The following is a 14,442-nucleotide window of genomic DNA, read 5'->3' as shown; positions in this document are numbered from 1 at the left end:
CACATATTTTTCTTAGTGAGTACGAGCGTAGCGAAGTACGAACTTAGAAAAATAGCGTACTTGAACTTACGAAGTAAGTTCATAGTGTTTCATTTATTTCTATACGAAAATGAGCATAGCAAATTTGAGTTTAGAAAAAAGTACTTGCAAATTCAGTAAGAATTTGTTATATTACTTAAGTATTTTGCCCTGATAGCTCAGTAGGTAGAGCATGCGGCTGTTAACCGCAGTGTCACAGGTTCGAGCCCTGTTCAGGGCGTTGTCCAAAAAATCGGACAACGGCGACATAGCCAAGCGGTAAGGCGTGGGTCTGCAACACCCTGATCACCAGTTCAAATCTGGTTGTCGCCTTGATTAGAAAATCTAATCGCTTGCGGGAATGCTGGAATTGGCAGACAGGCAAGACTAAGGATCTTGTGTCTGTATAGACGTGAGGGTTCAAGTCCCTTTTCCCGCACTTAAAAAGAACAACATCTGTTGTTCTTTTTTTGTGTGAATAGATGGTGCGATAATGATTGTTATTGATAAAATTTATATTCAAATTAGAATATATTATAAAAATAATATATATTTACTATAATTTTATAAAATATAAATATATGATGGAATGTAATTAAAAATTCAATATATTGTAATATTTAGACTAGTGTAAAGTAATTGTTCAAACTATAAAACTTTGGTATAATTTAGTCTACTCTAAATAAAGCAAGGAGTGCTCATGAAAAAGAAAATTTTGACATTGGCATCAGCTCTAACCTTTGTTTCACTATACAGTTTTAATGCATATGCAGATATGGATTTGGAGACAAGTAACGCAGTATCCGGAATAGCTGTAGCTCTAAATAATTATAAAGCTAGTTCCATATCTCCGCAAACGGCATTAGGAGAGTCATTAAAAACAGCGACAACAAATACAATAGAGATAACAGGGTCAGATGATGCACGAACTAAACTTGTAAAGGATGTGGTAAAGTATGAGGGACCGTCAATTCAGGACAAGTTAAAAGAAGAGGTAATTAAAGATGATCTTGCAGTTGCAAAGAATAAAAAAGATACTGTAGTACATTCCGATCCAAAGGAGACCGGAGAAGAAGTAGGAAGTATTTCATATAGTTCAGTAGCGACTGTTGTAGGTTCAGAAGTAAATGAAACCGGAGAATGGCTAAAGATAAACTCCGGAAATGTAGAAGGCTATGTTAAAGCTTCAGATGTGGCAACAGGGAATAAGGCAAAAAAATTGGCAAAAGAATCTGTTGTGACATATGGTACAGTTGTAGACATTGATAATGTCAGACTTAGAAAGACGCCGGATATAACTTCCGGTACTCTCACAATGCTTGAAGGCGGAGAGAAGTATGTCGTAGTAGGTCAGGACAAGAACTTTCTAAAAGTTCAGGTAGATGATGATTTGACAGGATATGTATACAAGGATTTCTTAAAGACTGATGTAGCATATAAGACTGCAAAGACTAAGGAAGAATCTACTATTGAAGCTTTGAATAAGGCTAAGCTGGAAACCGAAGCTAAAGAAGCAATGGCTATATATGAAAATATGGTGGTTGCAGATGAACAGACAGCGGCACAGAGTAAGGAAACAACTACGAAGGGTGAGTCAACAACATCTAAGGAGGTTAAAAAAAGTTCTGATAAAGCTTCAATATCCGCTACAAGCGAAGAAGCAAAGACTGTTAAGTCTCCGGCAGCTGAAAAGAGAGAAACACCGGCCAGCAAGGAAGTAGATATTAAGGTTCCTGATAACACAAAGGAGCCTGCTAAAACCGAGAAAGAAACCGCTAAAAAGGATACCGGATCGGTAGAAACTGCTAAACAAAATGTGGAGACAGTTTTGACTCCGCCTGAGGTAAAAACCGAGTCGGAGACTATTAATGCAATAGAAGATACAAAGCTGACTGAAACTAAAATTACAGTAGAGACTGTGAAGGAACCGAAGGCAAGTACATCTGTAGAAATTGCTACAGAACAGACTAAGGCAAATATAGAGACTGTGAAGGGACCGAAAGCAAGTACATCTGTAGAAACCGCTACAGAGCAGACCAAGGCAAAGATAGAAACTGTTAAGGAGCCGAAAGCAAGTACATCTGTAGAAACCGCTACAGAACAGACTAAGGCAAAAATAGAAACCGTAAGTGCTCCTGAGGCCGTTGAGACTACAAAACAGCCTGAAACTGCTGAGTCAAAAGCAGAGCCGGAGACAAGAGAGGTTACAGAGACAGTAAAAGAGACGCCGACAGCCACAACAGCATCGGAAAGTATAAGTGCTATTGAAGATACTACAAAGCAACCTGAAACTACTGTAGAGACTACAAAGCCGGCAACTACTAAGGCTGAAACAAAAGCAGAGACTACAGTAGCTGTTTATGGACCCGGAGGCAGTGCTCAAAAACCTCAGGATACTGAGAAAACTAAAAAGTCTAAGGAAGAAGGCACGGTAGTTACAGGTGAAAAGGGTGGTCCGGGAGTCAGCAAGAAAAAAGAAACTACAGCGGCTCAGACTGAGGCTACAAAAGCGGTTAAGGAAAAAGCATCAAGAGATGCGGTGGTAGCTTATGCAAAGCAGTTTGTAGGTAATCCTTATGTATATGGCGGAACATCGCTTACAAAGGGAGCCGACTGTTCAGGATTTGTAATGAGAGTGTATGAGAAGTTCGGCATAAGTACTTCAAGAATATCCAGAGATCAGGCTAACGACGGTACGGAGATACCTATATCTCAAATAAAGCCCGGAGATTTAGTATTCTATTCTTCAGGTGGAGATATAAACCATGTTGCCATATATATCGGAGACGGTCAGATAATACATGCTGCAAACAAGCAACTTGGAATCAGAATAGGAAGTATGAACCATCGTACTCCTATAAAGGCTGTAAGATTAATAAAGTAATATAAAAAGTCGGGTTGATTTGTCCCGGCTTTTTTGATAAATTTTTATAAAAAATATTTGGCAAGCCATATAAAAAGTATTATAATGAATACAGTAAGAAGAAATGGGAGATGGATATGAAAAAAGAATTTATATTATTTGGAGTACTTTTGGTACTCTCCCTCAGTGCATGTGGTACAAAAAACACCGGAAAAGCAATTGATAATACTGTCAAAACAGATGGCAAGGCAAAAACAAGCATTGATACTACCGGATTTTTAGTAACATCTATTAATGCGGATATTCAGACTGCCGACCCGGATAAGACATCTAAAGACTATATGGTGCCTCTAAATATATTTGACAGGCTGATTGAGGTGGAGACTAAGGATGACGGCTCAAGTGAATTGGTACCTTCTTTGGCAAAGAGTTGGGATATATCTGAGGACGGAAAGGTATATACATTGCATTTGCAAGAGGGAGTGAAATTCTCTAACGGTGCAGACTTTAAAGCAGATGATGTGGTATATTCTCTTACAAGAATGCTTGGAGTGACCGGTGCTGTAAACAGTGATTTTGTAAGCCAGATAGAGGGAGCGGATAAAGTCATGGACGGAAGCAGTAAGGAGCTTAGCGGCGTAAAAGCGATAGACGACTATACAGTGGAGATAACACTTTCAGAACCTTATGCAGGTTTTTTGGCATGTCTGTCGGCATCACCTGTATGTATGCTTGATAAGGATACTACAGAGGCTGCCGGAGACAAGTTCGGTATTGACCCGTCAGTGACAGTCGGAACAGGTGCATTCAAGATGGCGGAGTGGACCGTGAATGACTCTATAGTACTTACAAGGAATGATAATTATTGGGGTGGAAATGTATCACTTCCCGGAGTACTTATAAGAGTAATACCTGATTCGGAAACAAGAAATATGATGTTCAAAAATGGTGAACTTGATATATTGGATTTTGACTTTATGCTTGACTACATTGACACATATAAAAAAGAAATGCCTGATTTGTTATATCATAAACCAAGAGTCGGGGTGACATATTTTACATTCAATGAGAATATAGAACCTTTGAACAATGTAAAGGTAAGAGAAGCCGTTTGTAAGGCAATTAACCGTCAAGAAATAATTGATTCACTGATGGGTGGAGTTGCAACAATAGAAAACGGTATTTTTCCAAGAGGACTTATAGGATATGACAGTTCACTTCCTGAAATTAAGTATGATCCGGACGGTGCCAAGGCATTGCTTGCAGAAGCGGGATATCCGAACGGCTTTGATATGGAGATTTCAGTGGATTCATCATCCTCAGATACCACAAAGACAGTGCTTGAGGTAATATCGGCACAGTTAAGTGAAGTAGGTATTAACGCAACTATTAAGAACTATGATGAGTCTACATGGCTTGCCACAAAAAAAGACGGTACACTTGGTTCGTTTATGTCAACATGGACAGCCGACTACAATGATCCGGATAACTTCATATATACATTCTTTGGAAATGAAAACAATACAAAGCAGAGATCGCTTAACTATTCCGACAAGGCTGTGATGGATAGAGTAAGTGCTGCAAGAACTATTGTAAATAATGATGAGAGAATGGCGGAGTATAGTGAGCTTGAAAAGAAGATTGTAACAGAGGACTTTGCATGGCTTCCAATGTTCTCCAAGGAGCATTACTACGGTGTCAGCAAGAATATCGAAGGTTTCAAACCGAACTGGGCGGGAATATCTGATATGAGATTTGTCGGATTTTCAAAAAAATAGATATGGAACTTAAAATAGATAATTGGTATAATGGAGCGTGAGTCGCTCCATTTTTTAGTGTAGGTTTTCGGGAGGCAAAATTGGCTAAAAATATCTTAAAAAGGATTTTGATATCCATACCGGTTTTAACGGGTGTGGTTTTGATTATATTTATAATGCTTAGAGTAGTACCGGGAGATCCTGTGACTACAATGCTTGGTGAGCATGTCAATCAGATGGTAATAGATAAAATAAGCAAAGAGATGGGACTTGATAAACCATTGTATATACAGTTTTTTACATATATTTCACATGCAATCAGAGGTGACTTCGGTACCAGTTATCGAATGAACAGAAATGTTACAGGTATTATTTTGGATGCATTCCCAAATACTGTAAGGCTTGCAGTATGTGCAGCAATTGTTTCTTGGATAGTTGGTATTGCAACGGGTATATTTGCAGCAGTGAATAAGAATAATATTTTAGACAGATTGTTTATGGGTGGAGCATTACTTGGGGTATCTATGCCTGTATTTATGATTGCACTTGTTTTACAATATCTTTTTGCATACAAGCTAAAAATTTTTCCGGTGTCCGGATATGAAACTGTTACATCTATGGTACTTCCGTCAATAGTGCTTGGATGGAATTCGGCAGGAAGCATTGCAAGAATGATCAGGTCAAATATCTTAGAGGTAATGCAGGAAGATTATATAAGGACTGCCAGAGCAAAAGGATTGTTGGAGTTTGCTGTAATGAGATCACATGCTCTAAAGAATGCAATGCTCCCTGTAGTAACTATGATGGCATTGCAAATTTCATCCATGCTTTCAGGAGCAGTTATCACAGAGAATATATTTGGAATACCGGGAATAGGCAGACTTGCAGTGAATGCAATAGAAACCAGAGATATGCCGCTTTTACAAGGAACGGTTATTTTTACAACTATATTGGTGATATTGGGAAATTTGACAGCAGATTCATTGTATTCTATTCTGGATCCCAGAATTAGAAAGGAAATATAAGAAATCAATGGATAAAGATACCGGACAAACAGAACAAAATTTCAGTTCTGAAATTGATGATGGAATTGATATAGAAGAAAGCTTCAAAGAAAAATGTAAAAATATAATTAAACAAAATAAGCTTGCTTTTTTTTCTTTGATTATGATTATATTGATTATACTATGTGCTGTATTTGCAAATGTAATATGTAGATATAATCCGTATACACAGAGTCTGAAGGACAGACTCTTAGCACCTTCATTTGCACATCCGCTTGGTACGGATGAACTTGGAAGAGATACGCTTACCAGAATAATATTCGGAGCAAGAATATCACTGACAATAGGATTGATACCTACACTGATTTCAATGTTCATAGGTACAATACTTGGACTTGTTGCAGGTTATTTTGGAGGTAAGATTGATTTTATAATAATGAGATTTGCAGATATTATGCTGGCATTTCCGTCACTGCTGCTTGCAATGGTAGTAATGTATACAATGGGTGGGGGACTGATAAATATCTTTATAGCGTTATCTTTGGTTAACTGGGCATCCACATCAAGAGTGGTGCGCTCCGAGACATTGTCATTGTCAAAAAAAGAGTATGTGGAAGCTGCTAAAAGTATGGGGGTTGGCAATGCTACAATTATTTTAAGGCATATTTTGCCAAACTGTATACCGACTTTGGTCGTACTGTTTACACTAAGCATACCGTCTGCGATACTTTCTGAAAGTTCATTAAGTTTCCTTGGAGTCGGAGCACAACCTCCTACTGCAAGCTGGGGACTTATGGTTGTAAGTGCAAAGAAGTATTTGTTTACACAGCCTGTAATGGTACTTGCACCTGCTATAGCGATAATGACAGTGGTTTTGGCATTCAATTTTCTGGGTGACGGTCTGAGAGATATATTGGATCCGTACCTTAAGGAGAGATGATATGGACAATATTTTGACTATAAGAGATTTGAAGGTTGCATTTCAGGTCAGAGGAAGAGATGCTTATGCACTTGACGGCATAAATATAGATATACCAAGGGGAAGGATAGTTGGAATAGTCGGAGAGAGCGGATGCGGAAAGTCTATGACTGCTATGAGCATTATGGGACTTATAAAAAAGCCGGGCAGGATAGTAGCCGGAAGTATTGACTTTTGCGGCAGGGACCTTATAAAGATTGGCACAAAAGAGTATGCGGATATCAGAGGAGGGGATATCTCTATGATATTTCAAGAGCCTATGACCTCGCTTAATCCTGTAGTGAAAGTTGGAAAACAGGTAATGGAAGCTATTATTTTACATGAGCATATATCTAAGCCTGAAGCAAAACAAAGAGTAATAGAAGTTTTTAATGAAGTCGGTATACCTGAAGCCGAGAAAAGATTTAATTCTTATCCACATGAGCTTTCAGGCGGTCTAAGGCAGAGAGTTATGATCGGAATGGCAATGATTTGTAAACCGAAGTTATTGATTGCGGATGAGCCTACTACTGCACTGGATGTTACTATAGAGGCACAGATTTTAAGACTTATGAAAAGACTGTGTGAGGAGAGCGGTACTTCTATAATAATGATTACTCATAACATGGGTGTGGTTGCGGAAATATGTGACTATGTATATGTGATGTATGCAGGCAGAGTGGTAGAGTCCGCACCTACAAAGGCACTTTTTAGTGAGACTGCACATCCGTATACAAGCGGACTTTTGAAATCGATACCTACTATCGGTAAAAGGCAGAACAGACTTTATACAATAAAGGGCAATGTACCGAATATTTTAAATTTGCCGAAGGGATGCAGATTTGCAGACAGATGTGATTTTGCCGAGGAAATTTGCTGTAGTGACAGACCGAAAGATGAGTATATTACAGACAGTCATATGGTTTCATGTTTTCTGCATAAAAGGATAGAAGATGAGAGAAGTTGTATTAAGATTAAAAAATATATTTAAGGAATTTCCTACATCAAAGAAGAATAAAAGAGTGCATGCAGTAAGTGATATAAGTCTTGATATATATGAGAATGAGACCTTGGCACTTGTAGGAGAAAGTGGCTGTGGGAAGTCTACTCTTGGAAAATGTGCTATCGGACTTATACATCCTGACAGTGGAGAGAGTATATTCCTTGGTGAAAATATATATGATAAAAGAGGAAATGATTTAAAGAATATAAAAAAAAATTTGCAGATTATATTTCAGGATCCGTATGCTTCACTAAATCCAAGAATGAGTGTAGGTGAGATTATTGCAGAACCTATTATCACACATAATAAGGGACTTAATAAATCACAGATAAAAGAAAGAGTGCTTGAGCTTATGGAGGATGTAGGAATCAGAAAAGAGTATTACCACAGATACCCACATCAGTTTTCAGGAGGCCAGAGACAGAGAATCGGAATAGCCAGGGCAATAGCACTTGATCCGAAACTTATTGTGTGTGATGAACCGGTGTCCGCACTTGATGTATCCATACAATCACAGGTATTGAACCTGCTTAAGGATATACAGGAGAGAAGAAAAGCGTCCTACCTCTTTATTTCACATGATTTATCTGTAGTAAATTTTATTGCAGACAGGGTCTGTGTAATGTTCCTTGGGAAGGTCTGTGAGATTGGAAATACAGATGATATTTTTGAAAAGCCGTTACACCCATATACAAGACTTTTATTGGATGCTGTTCCAAGTATTGAAAATGCCGGAAAAAAAAGGGAGATTTTAAAGGGTGAGATACCAAGTCCTATAGACATTCCGACAGGATGCAGGTTTCATACCAGATGCCCATATTGCAGTGAAATCTGCATAACAAAGGAACCCGGATTAAGAGAAGTGTGTGGCAGATATATGGCCTGTCATATAGTAAAATAGTTTGTGAGACAGTTATGAAATTTGATTTAAAAGAAGATTTAAAAAGATTTATTGTAATTACACTGGCAGCTGTTTTGATGGCTGTAAATATAAAGACTTTTGTAAGAACCGGAGATCTCTTTCCGGGAGGTGCTACAGGTATTACTTTGCTTATCACCAGGTCGGCAGATATGTTTTTCCATGTAAAGCTACCATATACATTAGTAAATATTTTACTTAATGCCATACCTGTATATATCGGATTCAGATATATAGGAAAGAAGTTTACACTGTATTCCTGTTGGGTTATACTGCTCAACGGTTTTATTGTAGATATTATTCCGGAGTATGTGATAACTCAGGATATTTTGCTTATAACTATTTTTGGCGGAATGATAAACGGTTTGGTTATAAGTATTTGTCTATTGATGAATGCGACTACCGGTGGAACTGATTTTATTTCTATCTTTTTATCTGAAAGAAAAGGGGTTGATGCCTTTAATATAATTTTAGTTGCAAATGCGGTAGTTCTTTTGATTGCAGGAATTTTGTTCGGATGGGACAGAGCTTTGTACTCTATTATTTTTCAGTATGTTACCACCATGGTTATACATACACTTTATAGGAAGTATCAGCAGATTACTCTATTTATTGTAACAGACCATCCGGATGAGGTATGTGATTTGATTTCAGAAATCAGCCACCATGGTGCAACTACCTGGGAGGCTCAAGGGTACTACAATCACACTGAAAGAATCCTTGTATACTCTATAGTATCAAGTGCTGAGGCAAGTAAGGTAGTAAAAGCCATCAAAGAGATAGATAAGTCCGCATTTATAAATCTTATAAAGACTCAGCAACTTCTTGGCAGGTTTTATAGGAGAAGAGAAGAATAATTTTAGGGGTGTGTAAAAAATGTTTTTTTACACACCCTTTATTTGTACGTCAAAATATTAAAATGTAATAAATTTATTATGTATGTTATAATAGATATGGGGACTATGTTAACTACGACAAAAAGGAGTGTCATATGTCTGTAAAATCAAAAATTCGTGAGTATGCAAAGGCTCTTAATCCTATGGATGATACCATGTTTTGCAAAATGGCTGAGGAGAAGGAGTTTTGTGAAGAAGTATTGAGAGTTATTTTAGGTGATAACAAACTGACAGTGCTTGAGAGTATGCCTCAGTGGGTAGGAAAAAATTTACAGGGACGTTCTGTAATACTTGATACTAAATGTCTGACAGGAGACGGAAGACAAATCAATATAGAAGTTCAAAAGGCTGATGATGATAACCATCAAAAGAGAGTGCGTTATAACGGAGCTGTTATTACAACTAATATTGCGGATCCCGGAATAAAATTTGAATTTGTGCCTGATGTATGTGTAGTATTTATATCAAGATTTGATATATTTAAAGGGAAACTGCCGCTATATCATGTTGACAGAGTAATACGAGAGACAGGTGAAGTAATAAATAACGGATTTGAAGAGGTTTATGTGAATTCTGTAGTAGATAACGGCTCAGATGTTTCACAGTTAATGAAGGTATTTACTGAAGGTGATTGCTACAATGATAAATTTCCTAAGACAAGCAGCATAAAAAGGAGATATAAAGAAACAGAAGGAGGAATCAGGGAAATGAGCGGACTTATAGAGCAGTTAAAACTTGAATGGATTAGTGAAGGCGAAAAAAGAGGAGAAAAGATAGGAGAAGAGCGTGGAGAAGAGAAGGGAAAGATAAATATTGCTCAAAGCATGAAGAAAAAGGGATTTGATATAAACATTATAATGGAACTTACAGGGTTATCAAGGGATAAGATTGTGTCACTATAGTTTGAATTAATCAAGCCAAAGAAACAAGCTAAGGCAGCATACAAAAAATGCTCTTAGATTGTTTCTTTTTTCTATAAATAAACAGTTCTTGAATAAAGGTATATTTTATATACCTGTTAAGATGTTTAAAGGAGGAAAGTATGGAGTTGAAGTTATTAGATGCCGGAAGTATATATAAAGGATTTGAATATCCGAAAGAATTTTTGAAAATTGTTCATTTGGGTTTGACGGATTTTGATTTTTGGTATTTGATGGATTATGATCAGGCTGCGTATAGAATAAAAAGCTTACAAGAAAGATACCCGGACAGAAAGTTGGTACCATTTGCAAGAAGAGGTGACAATGATGATATAGTTTGCTTTGATATCGACAGAGGCGGAAGAGTGCAAAAAATCCACGATTTTGCAAGTTCAGGATGGGAACAGAGAAAGGATTATGAAAGCTTTTGGGATTGGTTTAGGGAGGCTATAGACGAGATGATAGAAGAAGGGGAATACGATGAAATATGAGGGATTAAGTAAGGAAGTTTCATATGTACTTCGACATGCACCTTGGGAGTACGAACTTGAAATGGATGAAGAAGGTTGGGTAAGTATAGAGCAGCTTTTGAATGCGCTAAATACAGAAGGTAAGTTTGGGTATATTACTCAAAATGATTTGGCGGTTATGATTGATAAGTCTGAAAAGAAAAGACATGAAATAAAGGCGGGAAAGATAAGGGCTTTGTACGGACATTCCATACCGATGCATATAGTAAAGGAAGAGAAGATTCCACCTGATAAATTATATCATGGTACTGCAAGGAGATTTATTGAGAGCATAAAAAATAACGGGCTTTTACCTATGAGCAGACAATATGTACACCTGTCAGCTGATATAGATACAGCAAGGAAAGTAGGACTTAGGCATGACAAGAGCCCATGTATATTGGAAATTGATTCTAAGAGAGCATATGATGACGAAGTGGTATTTTATCATGGAAATGAAAAAGTATGGCTGGCAGACAAAATACCGCCTTGCTATATCAGGGAATTATAAATATTGACGCAATATATAATATGCCTAAGCCTGATGCAGGGTGGATTTACAAAGATGAAGTTTTATGGAGGTGGTAAAGAAAAAGAAAAAATAAGTACAGGCGAAAGCTTCAGTATCAGCTTTACCAATGATCATTGGAGAAGAAGATGGGATGATGAAGATTATCAATGGGATTCGTTGGATGATAATGATCATATTATAATTTATTTTTATCCGAAGCCGAAAGAATCACATGAATACTATATTCCAAGTATAGGATGAACAGTGCCAAGTTATATTATTTTTGATGATATATCAGGTAGAGAAAGACTTTTACTGGAATTTTTTCATAGATATTTTAAGCTGTTTTTTGAGGACGTATTTATGGAGGAGTACTTTTATACAAAGGATGATATAGATAAGTTATATGCAAAACTACCTTGGAATGAATTATGGGCGTATGAAGACTCTAAAACTTTTTAATTTATAAAAAGGTATGAGAAAAAGAAAGTATTATGAATTTGAAAATTATTAATATCTGTACATTCGGTTATGATAGATTTGTTGAGGCTGAAATGGAGGACAAAAATAAGATTATAGTACATTTTACGGAACATGATGAATATATAGATAACGACAAGAAATCTGAACTGAAGTTTGTTGGAAGTATAATAAAAGGCAAAATAAGAATAGATTTAGTAACAGGTTCTTATGTTAAAAACGGTGAACTTATGTTTGAACAGCCACATAGACATTCCTCACATATAAGAGCGACAGTAGAAGTAAAAAGAATTGTAGATGAATTTTCACTTTATGCCAAAACAAATATATGTGATGAGGAAATATTGGTCGAGTTTGAAAGTAATGTAAAATATGGTATTAATGATAGGATATACGTTGTTGGATCTTTGGAGTTTGATATTATATCCTCAATCAAAGAGTAAAATACACTATTGCAATTTACATTCATTTATGCTATCCTAAGATGTGCTTTGTAACGAGTCTACTTTATGTAACCGTTAAATTTTTAAAAGAGGTGAAATTATGAAACAGGGAATACATCCAAATTATTATCAGGCAACAGTGACTTGCAACTGTGGCAACACATTTGTAACAGGTTCAACAAAGGAAGATATTCACGTAGAAATTTGTTCTAAGTGCCACTCTTTCTATACAGGACAGCAAAAGTCTGCTCAGGCACGTGGTCGTATTGAGCAGTTTAACCGTAGATATGGTGTCAAGGCTGAATAATAAAATAAAGATATACTATTTATTAGGGGGAGTCAGGCAGGTGTCTGGCTCTTTTTTAAGATTAGAGGAGAAGATATGAAATATTCAGGAATAGGTGGACAGGCTGTTATAGAGGGCATTATGATGAGAAACGGTGACAGATACTCTACAGCAGTGAGAAAACCGGATAAAACAATTGCAGTGATGGAGGATAAATATGAGAGCCTTGCTGCAAAGATTCCCTTATTTAGACTTCCGTTCCTTAGAGGAATATTTGCATTTGTAGATTCATTAGTATTGGGAATGAAGACATTGGCATATTCGGCAAGCTTCTTTGAAGATGATGAGGACGTAAAGCCGTCAAAGTTTGAAGAAAAACTGATAGCAATTTTTGGAGATAAACTTGACAAGGTAGTAATGGGTATTACAATATTTATTTCAATATTGGCATCTGTTGCAATATTTATGGTATTACCGATGTTACTTAGCAATATAATCAAAGCAAGGATTGATAACTACTATGTGATTGCAATATTTGAAGGAATAATAAGAATTGCAATCTTTATATTCTATATAAAGATGATTTCAAGAATGGAAGATATAAAGAGAACTTTTATGTACCATGGTGCAGAGCATAAATGTATCAACTGTATAGAGCATGGACTTGATCTGAATGTGGAAAATGTGATGAAAAGTTCAAAAGAGCATAAAAGATGCGGTACAAGCTTTATTATCATAGTAATGATGATAAGCATACTCTTCTTTATGGTAATCAGAGTTGACAGCCTTTGGCTGAGAGCAGTTTCAAGAGTGGTATTAGTACCTGCTATAGCCGGTGTAAGCTATGAGTTTCTTAGAATTGCAGGCAAAAGTGATTTTTGGCTGGTGAATCTGCTAAGTAAGCCCGGACTTTGGATGCAGGGGCTTACTACAAAGGAGCCGACTCCTGATATGGTAGAGGTAGCTATTGTAGCGGTAGAAAAGGTATTTGACTGGAGAAAGTATCTCAAGGAAAATTTCTGATATGAGATATATAGAAGTTTTTGAAAAATATGTAAAAGCTTTAAATGAAAAAGGCTTTAAGGATGCAGGCAGTGATATCTTATTACTTATATATGAAGTGTTTGATTTTGATTTTTCAAAGTGGACAATGTTTAAGTATGATGAGATAAAGGACAGGGAAAAGCTTGATATACTTGAAAGCTATGTATCAAAAAGGCTTGAAAATATGCCGATACAATATATTCTAAATAAGGCATACTTTTGCGGTTTTCCTTTTTTTGTAGATAAGAGTGTACTGATACCAAGATTTGATACTGAAGTATTGGTGGAAGAGATACTAAGGATTGCTAAAGGTGATAAAAATAAAAAAATACTTGATATGTGTACCGGTTCAGGGGCTATAGCTATATCATTAAAAAAATTAGGCGGATTTGAAAGAGTTGATGCTGTAGATATCTCAAATGATGCATTGGAGATTGCAAAAAAGAATGCAGTCGGTTTAGGATGTGATATCAATTTTTCAAAAAGCGATATGTTTTCCGGCTTAACATCTGAAAATAAATATGATATCATAGTATCCAATCCGCCATATATAAAGAGTCATATGGTGGACAGCCTTGAGAGTGAAGTAAAAGACTTTGAGCCGAGGCTTGCACTTGACGGTGATATAGACGGTATGAAATTTTATAAGATAATCAAAGAAAATTTTATAAAATATTTGAATCCGGAAGGGATTTTGGCTCTTGAAATAGGATATGATGAGGCTAAAGATATTAGGAAGCTTTTTGATGGATTTGATATAAATATAAAAAAAGATTTATCTAATCTTGACAGAGTGGCAATTATATCTGAAAAAATATATAGATAAACATA

Annotated in this window: 14 protein-coding genes, 3 tRNA genes and 1 pseudogene; all 18 read left to right on the top strand. The window is 36.5% G+C overall.

Going from position 1 to position 14,442, the window contains the following annotated elements:
* The first annotated feature begins 186 nt into the window (after positions 1 to 186).
* The 18 genes and pseudogenes from HMPREF0381_RS09070 to prmC all read left to right on the top strand — a co-directional run bounded on the left by HMPREF0381_RS09070 (position 187) and on the right by prmC (position 14,437).
* Positions 187 to 259 (top strand) — tRNA-Asn (locus tag HMPREF0381_RS09070).
* A gap of 21 nt (positions 260 to 280) precedes the next feature.
* Positions 281 to 351, top strand: a tRNA-Cys gene (locus HMPREF0381_RS09065).
* Positions 352 to 373: 22 nt separating this feature from the next.
* Positions 374 to 457: transfer RNA gene (locus HMPREF0381_RS09060), tRNA-Leu, on the top strand.
* Positions 458 to 718: 261 nt separating this feature from the next.
* Complete coding sequence (locus HMPREF0381_RS09055) at positions 719 to 2,902, top strand: NlpC/P60 family protein (protein WP_008751666.1); 2,184 nt, start codon at positions 719 to 721, stop codon at positions 2,900 to 2,902.
* Between the two features lie 116 nt (positions 2,903 to 3,018).
* Entirely contained in the window at positions 3,019 to 4,659 is a 1,641-nt protein-coding gene (locus tag HMPREF0381_RS09050) for an ABC transporter substrate-binding protein (protein ID WP_207635183.1), read from the top strand.
* A gap of 80 nt (positions 4,660 to 4,739) precedes the next feature.
* Positions 4,740 to 5,663, top strand: coding sequence for an ABC transporter permease (locus HMPREF0381_RS09045; protein WP_008751664.1), 924 nt, complete (start codon positions 4,740 to 4,742; stop codon positions 5,661 to 5,663).
* 7 nt (positions 5,664 to 5,670) lie between these two features.
* Entirely contained in the window at positions 5,671 to 6,582 is a 912-nt protein-coding gene (locus HMPREF0381_RS09040; protein WP_008751663.1) for an ABC transporter permease, read from the top strand.
* A 1-nt stretch (position 6,583) separates the two neighbouring features.
* On the top strand, positions 6,584 to 7,591 hold the full coding sequence (locus HMPREF0381_RS09035; RefSeq protein WP_008751662.1) for an ABC transporter ATP-binding protein: 1,008 nt from the start codon (positions 6,584 to 6,586) through the stop codon (positions 7,589 to 7,591).
* Complete coding sequence (locus tag HMPREF0381_RS09030) at positions 7,554 to 8,504, top strand: ABC transporter ATP-binding protein (RefSeq protein ID WP_008751661.1); 951 nt, start codon at positions 7,554 to 7,556, stop codon at positions 8,502 to 8,504. Before HMPREF0381_RS09035 ends, HMPREF0381_RS09030 begins: the two co-directional genes overlap by 38 nt.
* A gap of 14 nt (positions 8,505 to 8,518) precedes the next feature.
* The gene (locus tag HMPREF0381_RS09025) at positions 8,519 to 9,379 is read left to right on the top strand and encodes a YitT family protein (RefSeq protein ID WP_008751660.1); all 861 of its coding nucleotides are present in this window, start codon (positions 8,519 to 8,521) and stop codon (positions 9,377 to 9,379) included.
* A 134-nt stretch (positions 9,380 to 9,513) separates the two neighbouring features.
* Positions 9,514 to 10,320: an Rpn family recombination-promoting nuclease/putative transposase gene (locus tag HMPREF0381_RS09020; RefSeq protein ID WP_008751659.1), complete on the top strand. Its 807-nt coding sequence runs from the start codon at positions 9,514 to 9,516 to the stop codon at positions 10,318 to 10,320.
* 140 nt (positions 10,321 to 10,460) lie between these two features.
* Entirely contained in the window at positions 10,461 to 10,829 is a 369-nt protein-coding gene (locus HMPREF0381_RS09015; protein ID WP_008751658.1) for an SMI1/KNR4 family protein, read from the top strand.
* Positions 10,819 to 11,358: an RNA 2'-phosphotransferase gene (locus tag HMPREF0381_RS09010; RefSeq protein ID WP_008751657.1), complete on the top strand. Its 540-nt coding sequence runs from the start codon at positions 10,819 to 10,821 to the stop codon at positions 11,356 to 11,358. Before HMPREF0381_RS09015 ends, HMPREF0381_RS09010 begins: the two co-directional genes overlap by 11 nt.
* A gap of 45 nt (positions 11,359 to 11,403) precedes the next feature.
* Positions 11,404 to 11,820: pseudogene (locus HMPREF0381_RS15920) on the top strand (hypothetical protein); the annotation flags it as partial.
* A 32-nt stretch (positions 11,821 to 11,852) separates the two neighbouring features.
* Entirely contained in the window at positions 11,853 to 12,281 is a 429-nt protein-coding gene (locus HMPREF0381_RS08995; protein ID WP_008751654.1) for a hypothetical protein, read from the top strand.
* A 100-nt stretch (positions 12,282 to 12,381) separates the two neighbouring features.
* The gene (gene rpmE, locus HMPREF0381_RS08990) at positions 12,382 to 12,588 is read left to right on the top strand and encodes a 50S ribosomal protein L31 (protein WP_007592480.1); all 207 of its coding nucleotides are present in this window, start codon (positions 12,382 to 12,384) and stop codon (positions 12,586 to 12,588) included.
* A 75-nt stretch (positions 12,589 to 12,663) separates the two neighbouring features.
* The gene (locus HMPREF0381_RS08985) at positions 12,664 to 13,590 is read left to right on the top strand and encodes a DUF1385 domain-containing protein (RefSeq protein WP_008751653.1); all 927 of its coding nucleotides are present in this window, start codon (positions 12,664 to 12,666) and stop codon (positions 13,588 to 13,590) included.
* Position 13,591: 1 nt separating this feature from the next.
* Positions 13,592 to 14,437, top strand: a complete 846-nt coding sequence (prmC, locus tag HMPREF0381_RS08980) for a peptide chain release factor N(5)-glutamine methyltransferase (protein ID WP_008751652.1) — start codon at positions 13,592 to 13,594, stop codon at positions 14,435 to 14,437.
* The last annotated feature ends 5 nt before the right edge of the window (positions 14,438 to 14,442 follow it).

It is taken from the genome of Lachnoanaerobaculum saburreum DSM 3986 (assembly GCF_000185385.1).
Lineage (GTDB): Bacteria > Bacillota > Clostridia > Lachnospirales > Lachnospiraceae > Lachnoanaerobaculum > Lachnoanaerobaculum saburreum.
Note: the sequence above shows the minus strand (reverse complement) of the source record. Positions and strands in the feature narration are given on the sequence as shown.